Annotated in this window: 23 protein-coding genes and 1 pseudogene; 13 read left to right on the top strand and 11 right to left on the bottom strand. The window is 35.4% G+C overall.

Annotated elements, in window-relative coordinates; genetic code table 11:
* Positions 1-4 precede the first annotated feature (4 nt).
* The 4 genes from dcm to FJR08_RS23080 form a co-directional block, all read right to left on the bottom strand.
* Entirely contained in the window at positions 5-1,225 is a 1,221-nt protein-coding gene (dcm, locus tag FJR08_RS02220; protein WP_168631997.1) for a DNA (cytosine-5-)-methyltransferase, read from the bottom strand.
* Positions 1,222-2,895, bottom strand: coding sequence for an Alw26I/Eco31I/Esp3I family type II restriction adenine-specific DNA-methyltransferase (locus FJR08_RS02215; protein WP_168631996.1), 1,674 nt, complete (start codon positions 2,893-2,895; stop codon positions 1,222-1,224). Before FJR08_RS02215 ends, dcm begins: the two co-directional genes overlap by 4 nt.
* 60 nt (positions 2,896-2,955) lie before the next feature.
* Positions 2,956-3,159: a helix-turn-helix domain-containing protein gene (locus FJR08_RS02210; protein ID WP_053540135.1), complete on the bottom strand. Its 204-nt coding sequence runs from the start codon at positions 3,157-3,159 to the stop codon at positions 2,956-2,958.
* Between the two features lie 90 nt (positions 3,160-3,249).
* Positions 3,250-3,408, bottom strand: coding sequence for a hypothetical protein (locus FJR08_RS23080; RefSeq protein ID WP_217357470.1), 159 nt, complete (start codon positions 3,406-3,408; stop codon positions 3,250-3,252).
* Here FJR08_RS23080 and FJR08_RS02205 point away from each other — a divergent pair.
* From FJR08_RS02205 to FJR08_RS02185, 5 genes are all read left to right on the top strand, one after another.
* Positions 3,407-3,619 carry a hypothetical protein gene (locus FJR08_RS02205; RefSeq protein WP_168631995.1) on the top strand — a complete coding sequence of 71 codons (213 nt, stop codon included), beginning with the start codon at positions 3,407-3,409 and terminating at the stop codon, positions 3,617-3,619. The genes FJR08_RS23080 and FJR08_RS02205 overlap by 2 nt on opposite strands.
* Positions 3,600-3,878: a type II toxin-antitoxin system RelE/ParE family toxin gene (locus tag FJR08_RS02200; RefSeq protein WP_168631994.1), complete on the top strand. Its 279-nt coding sequence runs from the start codon at positions 3,600-3,602 to the stop codon at positions 3,876-3,878. Before FJR08_RS02205 ends, FJR08_RS02200 begins: the two co-directional genes overlap by 20 nt.
* 185 nt (positions 3,879-4,063) lie before the next feature.
* Positions 4,064-4,312 (top strand): type II toxin-antitoxin system ParD family antitoxin, encoded by a 249-nt coding sequence (locus FJR08_RS02195; RefSeq protein WP_168631993.1) that lies wholly within the window; start codon positions 4,064-4,066, stop codon positions 4,310-4,312.
* Positions 4,313-4,338: 26 nt separating this feature from the next.
* Entirely contained in the window at positions 4,339-4,626 is a 288-nt protein-coding gene (locus FJR08_RS02190; protein WP_168631992.1) for a type II toxin-antitoxin system HigB family toxin, read from the top strand.
* Complete coding sequence (locus FJR08_RS02185; protein ID WP_015081302.1) at positions 4,626-4,859, top strand: hypothetical protein; 234 nt, start codon at positions 4,626-4,628, stop codon at positions 4,857-4,859. The genes FJR08_RS02190 and FJR08_RS02185 overlap by 1 nt, the downstream gene beginning before the upstream one ends.
* 29 nt (positions 4,860-4,888) lie before the next feature.
* Here the strand turns inward: FJR08_RS02185 and FJR08_RS02180 are convergent, their stop codons facing one another.
* Positions 4,889-5,494, bottom strand: a complete 606-nt coding sequence (locus FJR08_RS02180) for a hypothetical protein (RefSeq protein WP_168631991.1) — start codon at positions 5,492-5,494, stop codon at positions 4,889-4,891.
* A 60-nt stretch (positions 5,495-5,554) separates the two neighbouring features.
* The gene (locus FJR08_RS02175; protein WP_168631990.1) at positions 5,555-6,982 is read right to left on the bottom strand and encodes a site-specific integrase; all 1,428 of its coding nucleotides are present in this window, start codon (positions 6,980-6,982) and stop codon (positions 5,555-5,557) included.
* A gap of 110 nt (positions 6,983-7,092) precedes the next feature.
* Between FJR08_RS02175 and nifH the strand changes: the two are divergent.
* Together nifH and nifD are read left to right on the top strand one after the other, a co-directional pair.
* Positions 7,093-7,536 (top strand): annotated as a pseudogene (nifH, locus tag FJR08_RS02170) (nitrogenase reductase); the annotation flags it as partial.
* A gap of 168 nt (positions 7,537-7,704) precedes the next feature.
* The gene (nifD, locus tag FJR08_RS02165) at positions 7,705-9,099 is read left to right on the top strand and encodes a nitrogenase molybdenum-iron protein alpha chain (RefSeq protein WP_051155216.1); all 1,395 of its coding nucleotides are present in this window, start codon (positions 7,705-7,707) and stop codon (positions 9,097-9,099) included.
* Between the two features lie 228 nt (positions 9,100-9,327).
* On the opposite strand, the gene FJR08_RS02160 is transcribed toward nifD, so the two are convergent.
* Both FJR08_RS02160 and FJR08_RS02155 read right to left on the bottom strand, forming a co-directional pair.
* The gene (locus FJR08_RS02160) at positions 9,328-9,564 is read right to left on the bottom strand and encodes a hypothetical protein (RefSeq protein WP_053541339.1); all 237 of its coding nucleotides are present in this window, start codon (positions 9,562-9,564) and stop codon (positions 9,328-9,330) included.
* A 76-nt stretch (positions 9,565-9,640) separates the two neighbouring features.
* The gene (locus tag FJR08_RS02155) at positions 9,641-10,975 is read right to left on the bottom strand and encodes an ATP-binding protein (RefSeq protein ID WP_168631989.1); all 1,335 of its coding nucleotides are present in this window, start codon (positions 10,973-10,975) and stop codon (positions 9,641-9,643) included.
* A 203-nt stretch (positions 10,976-11,178) separates the two neighbouring features.
* Between FJR08_RS02155 and FJR08_RS02150 the strand changes: the two genes are divergently transcribed.
* The 4 genes from FJR08_RS02150 to FJR08_RS02135 all read left to right on the top strand — a co-directional run bounded on the left by FJR08_RS02150 (position 11,179) and on the right by FJR08_RS02135 (position 14,870).
* Positions 11,179-11,850, top strand: coding sequence for a VWA domain-containing protein (locus tag FJR08_RS02150; protein ID WP_015081307.1), 672 nt, complete (start codon positions 11,179-11,181; stop codon positions 11,848-11,850).
* 93 nt (positions 11,851-11,943) lie between these two features.
* Positions 11,944-13,005 carry a PP2C family serine/threonine-protein phosphatase gene (locus tag FJR08_RS02145; RefSeq protein ID WP_217357469.1) on the top strand — a complete coding sequence of 354 codons (1,062 nt, stop codon included), beginning with the start codon at positions 11,944-11,946 and terminating at the stop codon, positions 13,003-13,005.
* Positions 13,006-13,290: 285 nt separating this feature from the next.
* On the top strand, positions 13,291-14,286 hold the full coding sequence (locus tag FJR08_RS02140; RefSeq protein WP_168631988.1) for a protein kinase: 996 nt from the start codon (positions 13,291-13,293) through the stop codon (positions 14,284-14,286).
* A gap of 5 nt (positions 14,287-14,291) precedes the next feature.
* Entirely contained in the window at positions 14,292-14,870 is a 579-nt protein-coding gene (locus FJR08_RS02135) for a hypothetical protein (RefSeq protein ID WP_015081310.1), read from the top strand.
* Between the two features lie 27 nt (positions 14,871-14,897).
* Here the strand turns inward: FJR08_RS02135 and FJR08_RS02130 are convergent, their stop codons facing one another.
* Positions 14,898-15,275: a type II toxin-antitoxin system VapC family toxin gene (locus tag FJR08_RS02130; protein ID WP_015081311.1), complete on the bottom strand. Its 378-nt coding sequence runs from the start codon at positions 15,273-15,275 to the stop codon at positions 14,898-14,900.
* Complete coding sequence (locus tag FJR08_RS02125) at positions 15,265-15,489, bottom strand: hypothetical protein (protein ID WP_015081312.1); 225 nt, start codon at positions 15,487-15,489, stop codon at positions 15,265-15,267. The genes FJR08_RS02130 and FJR08_RS02125 overlap by 11 nt, the downstream gene beginning before the upstream one ends.
* Positions 15,490-15,669: 180 nt before the next feature.
* On the opposite strand from FJR08_RS02125, the gene FJR08_RS02120 reads away from it, so the two are divergent.
* Positions 15,670-16,446, top strand: coding sequence for a Uma2 family endonuclease (locus FJR08_RS02120; RefSeq protein WP_015081313.1), 777 nt, complete (start codon positions 15,670-15,672; stop codon positions 16,444-16,446).
* 45 nt (positions 16,447-16,491) lie between these two features.
* Here FJR08_RS02120 and FJR08_RS02115 read toward each other — a convergent pair whose 3' ends face one another.
* The gene (locus tag FJR08_RS02115) at positions 16,492-17,124 is read right to left on the bottom strand and encodes a hypothetical protein (RefSeq protein ID WP_168631987.1); all 633 of its coding nucleotides are present in this window, start codon (positions 17,122-17,124) and stop codon (positions 16,492-16,494) included.
* Positions 17,125-17,481: 357 nt separating this feature from the next.
* On the opposite strand from FJR08_RS02115, the gene FJR08_RS02110 reads away from it, so the two are divergent.
* Complete coding sequence (locus FJR08_RS02110) at positions 17,482-18,216, top strand: Uma2 family endonuclease (RefSeq protein ID WP_168631986.1); 735 nt, start codon at positions 17,482-17,484, stop codon at positions 18,214-18,216.
* Positions 18,217-18,250: the final 34 nt, after the last annotated feature.

The following is an 18,250-nucleotide window of genomic DNA, read 5'->3' as shown; positions in this document are numbered from 1 at the left end:
TGACTTAATTTAAACCTTGAATAGAGACAGAAGTGTAAATTTCTTTATCGTGCAATTTTTTTAAATACTGTGCAGGTGTGATTATATTACGCATTAAGGATTGGTATTTAGTTAGTGCTGGCATTATGTAATCAAGATGTTCTCCATCCTGTCCAGCTTCTAAAGGTGGTAGATCACTGATGGCTTCATCAACTCTGACTACTGGTGAAAGACCTAGTAAACCGCTTCCATCTGAATCACATACAGGTGTGGGAGGTGGAATAGGCTGTTTTTCTTGCTGCAAACCGATCAAAATTACACGCTTGCGCCTTTGTGGAATTCCATAATTTGCTGTATCTACTTTCCAAGTTGAAAGATTATCTGTTACTGATTCAAGAGCAGTTTTTATTTGCTGAAAAACTAAACCATTTTCCATACTTAATAAACCCATAACATTCTCAAAAACAAAACCATCTGGATTTATTGCTTCAATAATTTGTTGATAATTTTTAAATAGTGAATTACGCTCATCCTGCATTGACCTAGCATTACCAGCAGTAGAAAATCCTTGACATGGTGGACCTCCCAAAATAAACAATTTAGAATCAGGTTTACTTTGTCTTGCAGCAATAGCTAATGAAACAATTTTTGAAAAAACTTGATCATCCCTAATATCTCCAACAATTACAGAAGAATCAATATTTTTAGCATAAGTTTCCAGAGCTATGCGCTCAATATCGTTAGCGACTATAGGTTGCCAACCAGCCCATTTGAATCCTAGTGCTAACCCCCCTGCTCCTGAGAAGATATCTACAAACATTCCCGGTGATCCTAAATGCAAGGCGATTTGATATGCCAGAAGTGGTGGAACAGCATTACCTATTTGTGTATTAATCGCAGTACGAGATCCCAGGAAACAAAAATTATCTGGGAAGCTTTGAAGCCTTGCTGCTTCACGTTGGCTAATGACCCGATGCTGACCACCTGCATAGTCATAATGGAGATGACAACCATTACCAGGACGATTAAAGTAAGTATTGATTGTGTAAGCTGGTGCATCTGGGTGTAATCGCCCATAGTAAGTAGAGCGGCTTCCCTTACCCTGAGCATAACTTTCTCGAATTTGAACTAAACGTTGAGATGGTATGGAAGTTGGAATATTTTTCCAATTACCTCCAGGCGGAATGTGTACCACCATTGCCAAGTCAAGGTCACTGAGTTTTGCTGAGTAATGATTTGGAATCATGAGTTTCTCCACATTGGATGATCAAGCAAGTTTTGGCACTCCTCTGGTGTAAGTTTAGGGAAAGATTGCATAATTTCAGCTAACCCTTGACTATCTAAACCATAAGCTTTAGCAACAACAATCTCAATTTCTACTTCTGCGGTAACATCTCCAGCTAGTTTCCGCTCAACCATTGGAACTAATTTTGTAGTCAGTTCAGAGGTAATTGGTGGTATGCGAGTCTTGCGTAACACCCCTACAGAAACATGAGAAGTTGATAGCATCGAGCGAACTTGAAACTCAAAAGGTAGTGAGGACATAATACCGAGAAGAGTGTAAAGCTTTGAAAAATTATCTGTTCGGAAATGCGCTACACCAAGAGAATTACCTGTAACCCAGTTTTTAGGAATAATTGTTGCCTGAACCCTTCGCTTTTGAGTAGTTCGGCTCACATCTCTCCATACAATTCGTGGATATTTGACTGACGAAGGAATACTTAGTTTTTTGTCTGGATCAATAAACATAGAAGGTTGGTTAACTAAAGTTAACCTGTTGATCATTTTTCCTTTAAGAAATGGATAATAACCTTTTAATGTTAAATAGCTTGTATGCCCTGTTTCATCTAATTCTCGACCTGTCCATAGTTGCCCTTCACAATCGCCTTGTAAATCTCCAAGGGTTTTTAGTTCTGAAAAACTAAGTAGATGATTGAGTTGTGATTTATTAGAATAAACGGGAATAACATAACCATTTGATTTTAAAAAGCTTTCAGGTAACTTAAGTTCTTGATGATATTCTATGCAACTTAAATTCTTGTCAAATTTGTAAGTAAAAGTTTTTTGTCCAGGATTATTTGCTTGAATTGTTATATTAACACAAGCTTGATCAACACCTTCAAAAAGTCTGGCTTCAGAGGGAAAGTAATCTATATATTTAATTGCATGATTTGTCAGTAACCACTTTCGTAAAGTTTCAGAGTTTTGATCGCTAAGGAAGGATACTGGTGAAACAATTCCTGTAACTCCATGATTTTTTGTCAAATGTGTGGCTACTTCCAAGCCAATACGAGCAAGATTGATACCCCAACCTGCGAACATTTTTCGCGGCATTGACAATGGAAAATTATTTTGTAGTTTTTGTGATAACGCTCGCAGCGATTTAATATAAATTGACTCTGTTTGCTCATCCAATCTTTCAAGGTCGCGGCGATCTGGCTTAATAACTTCCCAGGGAGGATTGGTAATTGTAATGTCGAATTGTGGTTTATTATCTGTTTGTCTTTCTCTAAATTGGGATATAAAATAAGCAAAGCTATCGTGAGAAAATGCGCTCAAAGTAAAATTAATGCCGATATAATTGGCCATTTTCTCAATAGCCTGCTTTGCTTGAATGACTGCTTGCTCATCACAGTCCCATATTTCAATTCGCCATGATCGATTTGTCAGACTAGGAAAAATTAAAACACGCTCCAAAAGCCAAACAATTAATCGCCCGTCACCGCAAAATGGATCAATAACAGATAGCTCTCCAGTATTTTCTGTACGAGATGCAACAGTCAGAACACTATCAACCAGCCGTTCACCAATGAATTTTGGAGTGTAAAACTTACCAGTTGTCTTGATTAGAAGGTTATCTCTCCCAAGTCCTACTTGAGCAGCAGGTGTAGATTGAAGTATTTCTAGGTGATTCACGGTTGACTCTCTGGTTCAAAGTTGTTAATAATTTTAATTATATTCTATTTAGAATATAAATCAAGCATCTGGTTTGTCGGATTTAGGTCCTGGTTTGGGACTCCTATCTATATAATTGCGTAGGCTAGAAGCATCAATTAACCAGATTCCACCTGCACGACGAGCTTTTATTAGTTCTTGACGAATAAGTAGCCGAATGTGCTGGGGTGTATAACCTGATTCAAGAGAAGCTTCTGAAACAGTAATCATTTCGGTGTCAGTCATCTTTCCACAAGATTTTTAGTTATGTGTTGCGTTGTCCGCATTTATTAGTTTTGATCTAGAGTTAATTTTACTCTACTAATCTCCAGCTTTTTATAAAGTTGAGTTGATCGTATTTCCGATTTTATTTTGAGGAAGGAGAGCGATCGCGAAGCACTCCGCAGGAATTGCATTTCCGGTGTTGTGGGTTTTGAGTGCGATCGCTTCTACTAAAAACGGTATAATACTTTTATTCTCAAGGATAATACTCATGGAAATCCAAGAACTTAAAGCAATAATCAAAGAAAGTATCCGCGAAGTTTTGCGAGAAGAAAGAATGTTACTCTGTCAAGTCCTTATACCCTATGTAAGTGACGAAGAACAAGAAGAACTAGATGAAATGTTTGGTTCACCATCAGATTATCAAGATGAAGAATTAGTTGATATGACAGAGTGGGTGAAAAATGGCCATAAAATTTCGTAAGAATGCTATTAAGTTTTTAGAAAAAGCAAATCTTGAAGATACTGAGAAAATTCAGGAAAAAATATCTCAACTTCTAGCTTTTGTCGAAGAACAGGCTATTATTCCCTTTACAGAACTTGATATTAAAAAAATGAAGGGAGAGTGGGAAGGATTTTATAGATTACGTATCGGTAAAATCAGAATTGTCTTTACAGTTAATACCCAATCTGGTGAAGTTGAAATTTTCACAATTGGTACAAGAGGAGATGTTTATAAATAAAAGTTTTTAAATTAATAAAGATGTGCATTGTGGGGATGCGATAGCGTTCGCGGTAGCGTCCCGGAGGGAACTAGCGCGACCTAGGAATCACATTTAGTGTGTCCAAGTAAGTGATTTAATGCTTTAATTAGGATTAAGAATATAACTTTGAGAACTTTTATCAATTCAAAGATAAGGAGATAAAGATGCAAATTGCAGTCAAGCCAGATCAAGAAAAATACATTCTTGAGAAACTACAACAAGGTAAATATAAAAGCATTGATGAGTTATTATCTATAGCTTTTCAACTTTTAGAACAACATGAGGAAAAAGAAAAGCAACTTAGTGAATTAAGACGAAAAATTGCTGAAGTAACAGAGCAAATTCGTCAAGGTGAAGTAATAGAAGGTGAATTAGTTTTTCAACAACTACCACAAAAGTTAAAATATGACTAAATTACTAAGAAATCAGGGTTTTTCAAATGCACATTATTACTCGTAAACGACTAAATGAATTTGCTAAACTTTATCCAGATACAAAAAATGCTCTATCTCAGTGGTATCAATTAATAAAGGAAAATGAATTTATCTCATTTGTAGAACTCCGTCAAATGTTTCCATCAGCAGATCAAGTTGGTAAATTGACAGTTTTTAATATTGGTGGTAACAAAGTTAGACTAATTGCAGCAATTCATTATAACCGCCAAAAAATCTATATCCGTGCTGTGCTAACACATTCAGAATATGATGAAGGAAAGTGGAAAGAATAATGCAAACTTTAAACTTTGAAAAAACCATTAATGCTTGGTCATCCATTGCCGAAAATGTCTTTGTTCCTCACACAGAACAGGAATATGAACACTTAGTTGATATACTAGATTCTCTGATAGATCAAGTTGGTGAAGATGAAAACCATCCCCTTGCTTCACTCATGGAAGTCATCGGAGTTTTAATTGAAAACTATGAAAATGAACATATTCCTGAACTAGAGGATATAGATTAACTATTGGGAAGTAATTTTTAATTACTGAATTAACCCCCATTTTGCATCATCCAAACTAACATACCCAAAATTTCTTCCACAGGAGGTAGAGAATAATCCATTAAATCAATAGTAACAAGATCATTTTCCAACTTCAGGAAACGCCATTGTGTACCACTACTAATTACACCATAAATAACACGAAGGGAATTATTTTTAGCAGCATTAAATCTTTGCGCGGCCACCATCTCTGCAATACATTGTCCAAACCCAGTTCTTAAATCAGCCTTTTTTGCTTCAACAATGACAATTACAGGGGCTTCAATTTCTAACACTTCAGGAGAACTACTTAATAGAAAATCGCAAATTCCATTAAGTCCCACTGACTCATCAACTGTAAAATCTTCACCCGAAAATAAGCTAATTTGCCGATTTAAAATTCTTCTGACTTCTAACAAAACTGGGTAAATAATCCCTTCCGAACGGGCTTTTTCACTAGCAGAACCAGCCAGCGGTAAACTTTCTTCAAGATATGCTTTTAGCGTCACAGATGGTTCAATTTTTTCAAGAATAGGAATAAAACGCCCACCTTCCTGAGTTTTTAAACCAAAAGCTTCTTTAACCTTACCAATAGATGTAAATTGACTATAAGACATATCTTGTAACATTCCTAGTTTTATAAAATTACTCTTTGCGCCTCTGCGTGAGGCTAACTCTTATCCTAACTCAATTTTTATCAAACTGTGTCCCATCTGCAACCTCAATCTTTCATTGTCAATTCTCAACCTCTCATTTTCCTGTTCCAATCTAATCACCATATCTTGTAAATCTTCAACTTTTGATTTTTTCTTAATTGCTTCCTCAATTGCCACCTTGCGATTTTCCAAACTAAACCACTTTTGATAAATGGATGTGTGCATATTCACAGAATGACCCAAATTATCAGCAGCAGCTTTAATAGGAATCCCCATCAAATGCGCTCGAATTGCCCAAGCATGGCGTAAATCGTAAGGTTGAAAGGGAATCCCCACAAATCTAAACCATCTATCTGTACCATGTCGCGCAGAGTTGATTTCTCGACTGGTAACTTTATCTTTAATTTTTGCTTTTAATAATTCAATCGCTTCCGTATCCCCTTTTAAATTAAAACTTTCCACCCAACGCGGATATAATGGTAAAGCTTCCCTTTCTCCCGTTTTACATTCTTGATTCACACGCCATGTATTCATCGTATTTTCTGATGATAACCACCAATTTAAATCAGGATTAACAAAAATTTCAATCGGTCTTAATCCATAGGTTGCTAACATCCCATAAACCCAACGCCAAAGTTGCCAATTATTTCTATCTTCCCTAGTTGTCAACTTACTAGGACGATTAATTGCATAGGTTTCAAACTTGAGATATTCTGTTTCTATCTCTGCATCAGTAGGAATATCACGCTTACGTTGAGAAATAGCTTTGATTTTTAAATTACTTAATTCTGGAACTTCTAAACCAGAGCATTTACATAAAACCCTAATTACCTTAATTAATTCATTTTTTACACTATCGGAAGATGGGCAAAATTTCACAGCATCAATAAAATTGGCATTTATTGCTAATTTATCTTTTGGCAAATGTGTTTTAGCAATGTAGAAATAACTATTAAAAGTATTGTTACTTTTGAGAGTGCGTTTCCTAGTTTGGAAATAGTTATTTTCAAACTCAGAAACCAACTCAAACATGGTGAGGAACTTAGCTTTAAATCTAGTTTTGCCTAAATATTTATCAGTCCAAACAAATTGTTTTCTGGCAATTAATTTTCCCAACTCATTAGCTTCTTCTTCTGCCGTATTTAAACCATCAAAACTAAAAGGAATACCCAAAGAAATATCATATTGCTTTGTGCTGCTACCGTTTTTATCAATATCACCTGGTTTAATAGGTAAAGTAGTTCTCAACTGTAATGAATTGCCGGATTTTCTGACAGAAACACTCACCCTAGCAGCTCTTAGTCTAGCATTAATTGCCTTTAATTCTGTTGTCAGTTTTGCCATTAAGTGATTTTCCTGGTTTTCTACTGCTTGCATTCTGCCTAAATATCCCCCGTCGGTAATAGCTGTTTGGTGAAAATCGGCAAATGCTTCCTGTGTTCTGTCCATACCCTAGATTTACCCTAATAAAAAAACTGTTCACTCCAGACAATGATTGCGGCAAACATAGTTGAGAATGAACATTTTCCGGCTTTTAAAATTATCTTATTACTCTTTCCCGTGAAGGTAAAGCACAAGAAATCTACATCGTTACATCAGGTGAAATGATGGCGATGTATGCTGCAAACAACATCGCTCGTGGTGTACTTAAATATGCTCACTCCGGTGGAGTTCGTTTAGGTGGTTTGATCTGTAACAGCCGTAACACAGACCGAGAAATCGAATTAATCGAAACCTTGGCAAAACGGTTGAACACCCAAATGATTCACTACGTTCCCCGCGACAACATAGTTCAACACGCTGAATTACGTCGGATGACAGTGAACGAGTATGCGCCTGATAGCAAACAAGCTAACGAATACCGCGCACTAGCTAAGAAGATCATCAACAACAGAAACCTCACTATTCCTACACCTATCGAAATGGAAGAGTTGGAAGAATTGTTGATTGAGTTCGGTATTCTCGAAAGCGAAGAAAACGCTGCAAAAATGCTGGCTAAATAGGCATAATTCGCTACGAAGAAAGAATTTTCTAGTACCAGGAAAAAGGCAGAGAGCAGCACATCAAAAGCTCTCACCTTTGACCAACATTTCCCTATCGCTACAGGGGACTTCATGTCCCCAAACACCTCATCCCTATTTCCGTTCCTTTAGGAGCAAGAGAGATTAACAATGACTTCGACCGACGACAAGAAGATTGTTGAACAAAGAAAAGAACTAGTTAAAGAAGTTCTCAAAGCTTACCCCGAAAAAGCTGCTAAAAAGCGTGAGAAGCATTTAAACGTATTTGAAGAAGGTAAGGCTGATTGTGGTGTTAAATCTAACATCAAATCCTTACCTGGTGTAATGACCGCTCGTGGTTGTGCTTACGCAGGTTCTAAAGGTGTGGTTTGGGGTCCTATCAAGGACATGATCCACATCAGCCACGGTCCCGTTGGTTGCGGTTACTGGTCTTGGTCTGGTCGTCGTAACTACTACTTAGGTACAACAGGTATTGATACCTTTGGTACTATGCACTTCACCTCCGACTTCCAAGAACGCGACATCGTGTTTGGTGGTGACAAGAAACTGACTAAATTAATTGAAGAATTAGATGTATTATTCCCCTTGAATCGTGGGGTTTCTATTCAATCTGAATGTCCTATCGGTTTGATTGGGGATGACATCGAAGCAGTAGCTAGAAAGACATCCAAAACCATCGGTAAGCCAGTTATTCCCGTCCGTTGCGAAGGTTTCCGTGGTGTGTCTCAGTCTTTAGGACACCACATCGCTAACGACATGATTCGTGACTGGGTATTCCCCAAAGCAGATCAAGGTAAGAAAGACGGTACATTGAAGTTTGAAGGCACTCCTTATGACGTAGCCATCATTGGTGACTACAACATCGGTGGTGATGCTTGGGCCAGCCGGATTTTGTTAGAAGAAATCGGTTTGCGCGTTGTTGCTCAATGGTCTGGTGACGGTACAATCAACGAAATGTTGATGACCCCCAACGTGAAGATGAACCTCATCCACTGTTACCGCTCGATGAACTACATCAGCCGTCACATGGAAGAAGCTTATGGTATACCCTGGTTAGAATATAACTTCTTTGGTCCTACCAAAATTGCTGAATCTTTACGCGAAATCGCTTCTAAGTTTGATGCGAAGATCCAAGCAAATGCTGAAAAAGTAATTGCTAAGTACCAACCTACTATGGATGCGATCGTTAGTCAATATCGCCCCCGTTTGGAAGGTAAGACAGTTGCAATGATGGTTGGTGGTTTACGTCCCCGTCACGTTGTTCCCGCTTTCCAAGATTTGGGAATGAAGATGATTGGTACTGGTTATGAGTTCGCTCACAGTGACGACTATAAACGTACTACTCACTACATTGAAAACGGAACTATCGTTTATGACGACGTTACCGCTTACGAATTTGAAGAATTCATCAAAGCATTGAAGCCTGACTTAGTTGCTTCCGGTGTGAAAGAGAAGTATGTTTTCCAAAAAATGGGTCTTCCTTTCCGTCAAATGCACTCTTGGGATTACTCCGAACTTGATTATGTTGGTGGAAAGGTGCGTTAGTTTAAGGTTTTTTGGGAGGTTTTTTGGTTGGGGAATTAAGAGAGTTTAATTTTTAGACTAAATGGATTTTATTATGTTCTATAATAACATTGTTTGTGGATAACTGCAAGTAATAAAGGTCTTATTTTGTCTGGGTTTGAGATGGTTGTTAATTTGTGATGTTTGGTGATTTAGTTAAATAGGATAACTTTTTGTGGGTTGGTTTTATAGACTAAATAGTATGGTGTGTTAGTCTTGAGCAGCAACAGCAGCGTTAATATAACTGAAGATATCGTCAAGTTCCCCTATTGCCTCTAGTTCTATTGCTTCCTCTGGGGTGAGGGTATCTAATTTGTTTTTATCAAGCAGTTCTTGCATCCGTTCACCTAGCTTATCGGTAAATTTGAATAGCATGAGGTTGTTGATATGCTTGATGCAAATTCCTTCAGGTAGTAATTGGGACGGTTTAACTAGTGTAGTTGTCATTGGTAAATTATCTTTAATTTTCTTGATTTTATCATTGAATATTTGGGATGTGATATCTACACAGAATATCACTAACTCAAGGAGTTATTATAACATATTCTCTAAAAACAGGAGATAAAATAAACAATGTTTTATCACTTTCTATAGTTGTAACTAAATAGCGCCTCTTTAAAGACTGTAAACCATTAATTAATTCCATAGAAGATAAAGATAAACTTTCTCTTAATTGTTCTCTATTCACAGGTTGATTAGATTTACTCATTTCTAAAACTATCTGTTGTTCTACTGTTGATAGTCTATTAAATAGTTCACTTAATTGATATTTCATATTCTCTGTCAACAGCAATCCTTCACTTAAAAAATCTGATATCTTACCTTGGAAAATATTTCTAATTAAACTAGAAATATCTTGTAAATAGACTGGATTACCTTCATATAAATTAATGAGTTTTGACAAACTTTCCTCATCTTTTAGTTTTTGATTTTTCAAAATATCTGTATTATCTAAACCTTGTAATTCTAAGCATTTAACCGGATACAACTCTTCATCTATGCAAATCATCTCTTGACATTGTTCTTGACTAATTAAAATCAAACTACTTTGATGTTCAATTTCTGTTATCATTGTCAAAAATGTTTTATAGTCTTTATATTCAGCTTTATACTGTCCAGCAAATTGTCCTGGGGTAAATAGTTCTTGGATATTATCAATAATAATTAAACATTTTTGCTGACGGAAAAGATTAAAAAGTTGAGTTAGTTTATTTTCAGTTTGAATAAATTCGGAATTAATCGCTTTGAAAATTTCAGCGATAATGGAATCTAAAGAATCGGATAGTTTAATATTTTTCCAGATGATGATATTGAAATTTTGTAAGTTTAGGTCAACAAATCTTTTAATTAAGGTAGTTTTGCCAATTCCAGGTAATCCTAAAACAGAGATAAGACGGGCATTCTGATTGATTAAGAAATGGGATAGGGTTTGTAGTTCTCTTTCTCGTCCGTAAAAGTGGGTAATTTTTGGTGCAATTGTTAAATCATGGTAGAATGATTGGCTGGTTGATTTTTCTTCATGAGATTGATTTTTATCAGTTTTAGGATGATTAGAACACAAACTAATTTTAGTATTTACTAAACCAACAAACTGAGAATTTATAACTCTTTCTATAGTCCAACAAAAATTATATTTATTAATATCTTCACCTAACTGTTCTGATAAAGTTTTAAATAACTTACGACTAACATCTCCAATATAGTTTTGACTATTGTATCCCGATTCGTCTGCTATTTGATTGTAAGTTTGACCTTGCCAAAGTCCTTTGAGAATAGCTTTTTCTAAATCGTCTAGATGTTCTCCTGTTTGTTTCTGGACGACTTGATCCACAAATTGTAATAACTCTGTAACATTCATATATTCTAGGCTGGGTAAGTATTACAGCAACAATTATAACTTAATTTCAACCATGAAAATCATACTTTTTCAGTGTTTTTCGGGTTACTGAGTTTATATTTCGTTATATAAATGCGAGAAAAACAGGTTTTTTTGGTGTAGAAAGTTCAAAAGAGAACATTTAGTATAAGAACTAGCTAAAACATAAGTACGGATATAAATTTATGGCTGACAATCAGGGTGTAACCTATGCAGTGGACTTAGTAATGTGTATTGATGGCACAGGTTCAATGGGTCATTTGATTGAAGAGGTGAAATCAACCGCTCTGAAGTTTTATGAGCAGCTAGAAGCCAAAATGAAGGAAAAAACTAAGAAAATTGACCAACTTAGAGCTAAGGTAATTGTATTTCGGGATTATTGGGCAGATTCACCAGAAATTGCGATGCAGTGTTCAGAATTTTTTGATTTGCGATCGCAGTCCCCAGATTTTGCTAATTTTATCTCTGGAATTAAGGCTGAAGGTGGTGGAGATGAACCTGAACATGGCTTAGAAGGATTGGGGTTAGCACTTACATCTGACTGGGAAAAAGGGAATTTTAGCAAGCAAAGATATGTTGTAGTTGTTTACACAGATGCCAGCGCCCATAGTTTAGAAAAAGGTGAAAAACCCAGTAACTACCCTGAAAATATCCCAAAAACCTTTGATGAATTGACAGATTATTGGCACGAAATGCCACAAGCAGCTAAACGATTGGTACTATTTGCTCCTGATGCTTCACCTTGGACAGTTGTAAGCAGTTGGGAAAATACAGTTCATTATGTTTCTCAAGCAGGTAATGGATTAGAAAAAGTAGACAAAGATCAAATATTAGATGCGATCGCTAACAGTATATAAGCAATGACAGTTAACTTAATCATGAAAATATGAGTGGTTAAGTTAAGTTTCTTAATTAAAATAAAAACTTCAACAAGGACTTTAGTAATGGTTATGACATTTGATGCATTAGTAGATTTAGAAGTAGCTGAAAATAAAGGTGAAGATGCTAACCTGAGAGAAACTTATAAACAAACAGAAATTTATTTGATAGGAGTATTTGATGGTTTAGGAGGACGTTCTGCTGGTTATGGTGGTCAAACTGGAGGACGGATTGCTTCAAAAAGAGCATCGGAAATTAGTAAAGAATTTTTCAAACAATGGAATGGCAAAATAACATCAGATAACGCTATTCAATTACAAGATAAAATTTGTCAAGCACTAAAAAAAGACGCAGATGATCATAATATGCGAACCACTTCATCTCGGCTTAAAGGTTCTTTAGTAGAGCATAAACTTTGTACAACAATTGCTTTGGCTAGTATTCCTAAACAACGAACTACGGGTAACTCTTTTAAAGTTGATTTAGCTTGGATGGGAGATTCACGAATTTATTTTCTCAGCCCTACTAAGGGTTTACAGCAATTAACTAAAGATGATTTAGTAACTCCCAAAGATGCTTTTGAAATGCTCAGACAAGATCCGCCCATGTCTCAATATTTAACTGCTGATATTAATCCCAAATGGCAAATCCATTTTCAGAGTCATACATTTCAAGAACAGGGCTGTTTTCTAGCTTGTACTGATGGTTGCTTTCAGTATGTTTCTGCTCCTTGGGAGTTTGAAAGATTGCTGCTAGAAACACTTTCTAATTCAAAAGGCACTACAAAGAAAACGAATAATTGGCAAGATTTAATTGAGCAAAAATATACTGAAAATAAACAAGATGATGTTTCTTTAATTATTCATGCAGTTGGTTTTCAAAGAATATCAAATATCAAAGATGTTTATCAAAAGCGATTGAAATATCTTCAAGAAAAATTTATTTCTGATACTAATAACTATGACGATTTGAAAAAACTATGGGAAAAATATAAACCTGACTATGAACATTATTTGCCATCTATTCAGGATAGTCCACCTATTTCTCAAGTATCTGTTTTAGAAGATGAATCTTCTACTTCAGGTGCAAGTACAAGTAAAGAATGTAAAGAACTGACTGAAATATTTAACTAACAAAAAGAAGCTAAAATTAAAAAGCTTTTAGATGATGCTAACTCTTATTATGCAAATTATCAGCTTTCAAAAGCGCAGGAATTATGTGAACAAGCTTTAAAAGCTAACAAACCTTTAATTTATTATCATATAGCAAGTTTACAAGAAATAGAAAAAGAATTTGACGCTGCATTAAATAGTCTAAAAAAACTTTTAGAATTAGATTTAGATGATTCAATGCGACAAAAAGCAACACAAAAATATCAAGATATTTTGAATAAATTAAATAATAGGAGATATTAATCAATGTCTTATAAAACAGGTGATCTAATTGCTGATAAATATTTAGTAACCCGTGAATTTGACAGCGCTAATGGTGGGCAATGTCAATGGGGTTTTGCTGTAAATATAAATGATGGTAATGAGTATTTTGTGAAAAAATTTCTGAGTCCCGTATATCCAGGAGAAAAAGCACCAGGAGGCGAAAAAAGTAAACAAAAGCGTCGTGATCAATGCGATAAATTCGCTATGAAACAATTACTGATTCAAAAAGCACTATCTGCTTGTGGTGCTGGTGGTTCAGTTGTTGTCACGGTAGACTTTTTTAAATATGGTAATGAAAATGGTGAACATTTCTTTAAAGTTTGTCAAAAAGTAGATACTAGCTCTTTATCAAAAGTCATACATACATTAGAACCAAAAAAGCGTTTATTTGTCATGCTAACAGCGGTAGGAGGGCTTAATATCTTACATGACAATGGCATTGTTCATCTTGATTTGAAACCAGATAATATCCTAATTCAAGAATGGGAAGGAAAACAAATTGCCAAAATTATTGATTTTGATAGCAGTATTATTAAAGGAGAATCAATAGCAGTGGAATTTTTAGTAGGTGATCCAGTATATTATTCACCTGAGTTTGCTAAACATATTTCTACAAATGGAGAAACACCAGCACCAAACAAGAAATCTGATATTTTTTCCTTGGGGTTAATTTTATGTGAATATTGGACTGGTAGTCGTCCATTTTTATCAGGAAGCTATACTTATGCCCATGAAGCAGTTCTAGATGGAAAAAAACTTGAATTACCATTACCACAGAGTAAAAGTAAATTACGGGGAACTATGATTCAAACGCCACTAGATACAGAAGTGCGTAATCTGATAGGAAAAATGTTAATTTTAAGTCCTGAAAAAAGACCTCAAATAACTCAAGTACAGCAACAGATTAAATATCTTTATAATAATGGTACTTTACCTAAAAATAAAGATGCCAAAAATAAGTTAATTATGAATTTTTAACTTCCATGAAAAAAACATACAAATGTAAAAGTTGTGGCTGTGAAGTTGTATCTCTGATGAAACCTTCTGAATGTCAAGTTTGTGGGGGAAGAGAATGGATGATGCTAACTACTACTAAAACCGTTAATTTAGGAGATGAACCAATGGCTATTGATAAAGACTTATTATCTTCATTCAAATTTCGATCAACAATACAGAATTTCTGCCAAACTGTTGGCTGGAATCTTTATAGTATTGATGATACAATAGCTATCCTGAGATTTAATATGGATTCAGGCAGCACACAAACTGTATTTATTATTAAATACGATTCAACTCTTGAATTTTCTTGTCCAAGTAGCTTAAAATTGGATGATATAGATGATATACCGCATAGGTTATCTACGTTACTTCTTAAAAAAAATGCAGGTTATAAATTTGGTTTTTGGTCTATAAAAGAAATAGCAAATAAGCAGATTTTTTCAATTATTCATAACGCAGAAATGAGCTTAATTGATATTAATTATTTCTGTAAAATAGTTGATAGACTAATACAAGAATGCGATGAATTTGAACAAGCAATAGCAAACATAATGAATAGCTAATAATAATTATAGGAGGCGAGGCGATCGCTACCAATTAATGATCTTCAAACTGTTGATCTTTGCAAATTCTTGATCAGCAGTCACTAAGCTTGCTGAATTTTGGATTGTTATTGCAGCAATTACTGCATCAGGTAATTTTAACCGATATTGCTGACGAATTTCGATAATCTTGTCAACTAATACCGGATCACCTGCTGCCAAACCAACAATTTCCACTCGCTGAATAAATTGTTGAAAAAGTTGGAGATCGCTTTGGGTTAGCCCAGAAAAAACCAAAAATTCAATCTGGCTAATAATCGAAATCCCAATCCAATTAGCATTTTGAAGTAATTGAATAAGTTGGGTATTACCTTGTAACAGGGCAATGATCGCATTCGTATCTAGCACATAGCGATTACCATTCATCTCTTAATGTCCTTTGCATCACTACTGCATCTCCTTGCCAATTTAACCGTCCTACCAAATCAGAAAAATCATACTTGAGATTTTGATCTTTAGATGGGACAACTGGATTAATTACCAGCACAATACTTACTTCTCCCGGATCAAGTTGTGTGGGAATGTCAAGATGCAAATGACCTGATGAATCCACTATCGTTGTAAGTTGAAGAACTTCCATTTTGATGTTAATAATTGGATATCAATTTTATTTTAGTCCAAACTCAAGTAACAATCATCATAAATGATAAATAAAATTCTGTAAATCCTAAAATCCTGGATATCCTGATAGCGAAGCGTGGCGTTAGCCATTTCAGACAATTAATGCTACAATAAACAAATAATTACTTGGTATCATATCATGATGATTACTCAAGCACTGGAATTACAACCTAACATCTTAGAAGATATATCAGAAGATATCATTTTCCCCCCCAGTGACCTATATAGTGATGAACCTCCCGTGGAAACAGAACTGCATCTCGAACAAATAATGCTCTTAATAAAATCTCTCAAATGGTTATGGAAAGAGAGAACTGATTTTTATGCTGTTGGAAATCTGAGTATTTACTATAGTCCTCATCAAAAGAAATCAGAAGATGTGAGAGGTCCAGATTTTTTCGTAGTTTTAGGAACAGAACGGAAAACTAGAAAAAGTTGGGTTGTGTGGGAAGAAAATGGTAAATATCCTAACCTGATTGTGGAAATTCTTTCACCAACCACAGCTAAAACTGATAGAGAAACTAAAAAAGAACTTTATCAAGATACTTTCCGCACACCTGAGTATTTTTGGTTTGATCCCTATACTTTAGAATTTGCAGGTTTTTATTTAATACATGGTAAATATCAACCTGTAGAACCGAATGAAAAGGGACATTTATGGAGTCAAGAATTAGGTTTATATTTAGGAATTGTTCAGGGTTTATTAAGGTATTTTACATCTACTGGATCTTTAGTTCCTACACCGGAAGAAAGTGCAGAATTTGAAACCCAAAGAGCAGCAATTGAAACCCAAAGAGCAACAATTGAAGCCCAAAGAGCAACAATTGAAGCCCAAAGAGCAGCAATGTTTGATGAAAAAGCTCAACGGTTAGCAGCAAAGTTGCGAGAATTAAATATTGATCCAGATACAATTTAATTTAGATCCCTTACTTCTTAGAGAAGTTCGGGATCTATTTCATATTTATTTTGGACTATAAGGCAGAGAAGAATGGTGTACAATAATACGCAATTTTCCATCACCACCTCTAATAAACTGCCAGGTTTTATCTACTGTTGTGACTTTACCTGTTTTATCAGTTATGGAAACATTACCCATAGTGGTAGCAGTATTACCGACAATAAAAATACCAGCGTTGCGAATTTCCACCTTTCGCCATCCTTTGAGAGCAAAACCAGTATCTTTAGGGAAGGAGGAATCACCACCCACAAAATAAGACAAAGCTCCTTTGTGTGTCGTGCGGAAGGTCTCGTCTCCACCTGCCAAGGTTGGCTTGAACAACACCAATCCCGATTGATAAGCATATGATTGATCTATTATATTGTCAGCCAATGTTCTAGCAGCGGCTATCCCCTTTTGATCATAGGTGGTACTGATGGAAACCAATGCTTCACCCCAGGCTTTTTGAGCAGCCAGGACTTCAGCCTCAGTAATGGATATATTAACTACTGATGTCTTAGAATTTGATGAGGACGGCTTAGTGGTGGTACTATTAACTTGACCATGAGCTATTGATGGCGCAGTAACCAACAAGGCTATAGTAGCAGCCGTTACAGAAAGATTGACTTGTAATTGTTTAAAGGGGTTGGTATGCATACTAACAGGAAATATCAAAGGGGAAGTTAAAAAACGTCTCAACAATATTTAACAACCTTGTGCCACCTCAGTCCAATAGTTACTATAAATAGTTACCATAAGTAATCATCTATGCTACCATTTAATGATCTAGGATTAGCCATTTCAATGTGTGTTAATTTTCTGCTTAACGAGTGACAAGGCGGTTGATGAGATATGGGGCTTGTTCTTAAGGTAAGTTCCTTTTGGTCGAGCAATTTTTAGATCGCGTGGATGACGGCAAAAAGCTATGGCAAATGTTTAAGAGATTTGCGATAATTCAGTGAAAGTAATTGACAATTAATGCTACAATAAATCAATAATTACTTGGTATCATACATGATGATTACTCAAGCACTGGAATTACAACCAAACGCCTTAGAAGATATATCAGAAGATATCATTTTTCCACCCAGTGACCTATATAGTGATGAACCTCCCGTGGAAACAGAACTGCATTTACGTCAAATTATTCTTCTTTTCAAATGTTTAGAGTGGTTATGGAAAGACAGAACAGATTTTTACGCTGTCGGAAATCTGAGTATTTACTATAGTCCTCATCAAAAAAAATCAGAAGATGTGAGGGGTCCAGATTTTTTCGTAGTTTTAGGAACAGAACGAAAAACTAGAAAAAGTTGGGTAGTGTGGGAAGAAAATGGCAAATATCCTCATGTCATTGTCGAAATTCTTTCACCAACCACAGCTAAAACTGATAGAGAAACTAAAAAAATACTTTATCAAGATACTTTCCGTACACCTGATTATTTTTGGTTTGATCCTTATACATTGGAATTTGCAGGATTTAATTTAATCAGTGGCAAATATCAACCCTTAAAACCTAACAAAAAAGGACATTTATGGAGTGAAGAATTGGGGTTATATTTGGGGATTCATGAGGGTTTATTAAGATATTTTACATCATCAGGAGTTTTAGTTCCTACACCGGAAGAAAGCGCAGAGATGGAAGCTACAAGAGCAGCAATGGAAGCAGAAAAAGCGAAAATATCAAATGAAAAATCCCAAAGGTTAGCCGCAAAATTGAGAGAATTAAATATTGATCCAGATACAATTTAATGAAATCTAAAATCCAATTGTGTTTGTTTTCATT

The sequence above is a fragment of the Dolichospermum sp. UHCC 0260 genome (assembly GCF_009711985.1).
GTDB lineage: Bacteria > Cyanobacteriota > Cyanobacteriia > Cyanobacteriales > Nostocaceae > Dolichospermum > Dolichospermum lemmermannii.
This window is presented reverse-complemented; position numbering and strand designations above follow the sequence as displayed.

Bases quoted from the DNA above. Each gene is read 5' to 3' on its own strand.
- FJR08_RS02130 (WP_015081311.1), bottom strand. From the start codon at position 15,275: ATGAATGGTAATCGCTATGTGCTAGATACGAATGCGATCATTGCCCTG.
- FJR08_RS02120 (WP_015081313.1), top strand. From the start codon at position 15,670: ATGATGATTACTCAAGCACTGGAATTACAACCTAACATCTTAGAAGAT.
- FJR08_RS02210 (WP_053540135.1), bottom strand. From the start codon at position 3,159: ATGACTGACACCGAAATGATTACTGTTTCAGAAGCTTCTCTTGAATCA.
- dcm (WP_168631997.1), bottom strand. From the start codon at position 1,225: ATGATTCCAAATCATTACTCAGCAAAACTCAGTGACCTTGACTTGGCA.
- FJR08_RS02195 (WP_168631993.1), top strand. From the start codon at position 4,064: ATGCAAATTGCAGTCAAGCCAGATCAAGAAAAATACATTCTTGAGAAA.
- nifD (WP_051155216.1), top strand. From the start codon at position 7,705: ATGACTTCGACCGACGACAAGAAGATTGTTGAACAAAGAAAAGAACTA.
- FJR08_RS02145 (WP_217357469.1), top strand. From the start codon at position 11,944: ATGACATTTGATGCATTAGTAGATTTAGAAGTAGCTGAAAATAAAGGT.
- FJR08_RS02175 (WP_168631990.1), bottom strand. From the start codon at position 6,982: ATGGACAGAACACAGGAAGCATTTGCCGATTTTCACCAAACAGCTATT.
- FJR08_RS02205 (WP_168631995.1), top strand. From the start codon at position 3,407: ATGGAAATCCAAGAACTTAAAGCAATAATCAAAGAAAGTATCCGCGAA.
- FJR08_RS02110 (WP_168631986.1), top strand. From the start codon at position 17,482: ATGATGATTACTCAAGCACTGGAATTACAACCAAACGCCTTAGAAGAT.
- FJR08_RS02160 (WP_053541339.1), bottom strand. From the start codon at position 9,564: ATGACAACTACACTAGTTAAACCGTCCCAATTACTACCTGAAGGAATT.
- FJR08_RS02155 (WP_168631989.1), bottom strand. From the start codon at position 10,975: ATGAATGTTACAGAGTTATTACAATTTGTGGATCAAGTCGTCCAGAAA.
- FJR08_RS02185 (WP_015081302.1), top strand. From the start codon at position 4,626: ATGCAAACTTTAAACTTTGAAAAAACCATTAATGCTTGGTCATCCATT.
- FJR08_RS23080 (WP_217357470.1), bottom strand. From the start codon at position 3,408: ATGAGTATTATCCTTGAGAATAAAAGTATTATACCGTTTTTAGTAGAA.
- FJR08_RS02200 (WP_168631994.1), top strand. From the start codon at position 3,600: ATGGCCATAAAATTTCGTAAGAATGCTATTAAGTTTTTAGAAAAAGCA.
- FJR08_RS02135 (WP_015081310.1), top strand. From the start codon at position 14,292: ATGAAAAAAACATACAAATGTAAAAGTTGTGGCTGTGAAGTTGTATCT.
- FJR08_RS02125 (WP_015081312.1), bottom strand. From the start codon at position 15,489: ATGGAAGTTCTTCAACTTACAACGATAGTGGATTCATCAGGTCATTTG.
- FJR08_RS02140 (WP_168631988.1), top strand. From the start codon at position 13,291: ATGTCTTATAAAACAGGTGATCTAATTGCTGATAAATATTTAGTAACC.
- FJR08_RS02115 (WP_168631987.1), bottom strand. From the start codon at position 17,124: ATGCATACCAACCCCTTTAAACAATTACAAGTCAATCTTTCTGTAACG.
- FJR08_RS02150 (WP_015081307.1), top strand. From the start codon at position 11,179: ATGGCTGACAATCAGGGTGTAACCTATGCAGTGGACTTAGTAATGTGT.
- FJR08_RS02190 (WP_168631992.1), top strand. From the start codon at position 4,339: ATGCACATTATTACTCGTAAACGACTAAATGAATTTGCTAAACTTTAT.
- FJR08_RS02180 (WP_168631991.1), bottom strand. From the start codon at position 5,494: ATGTCTTATAGTCAATTTACATCTATTGGTAAGGTTAAAGAAGCTTTT.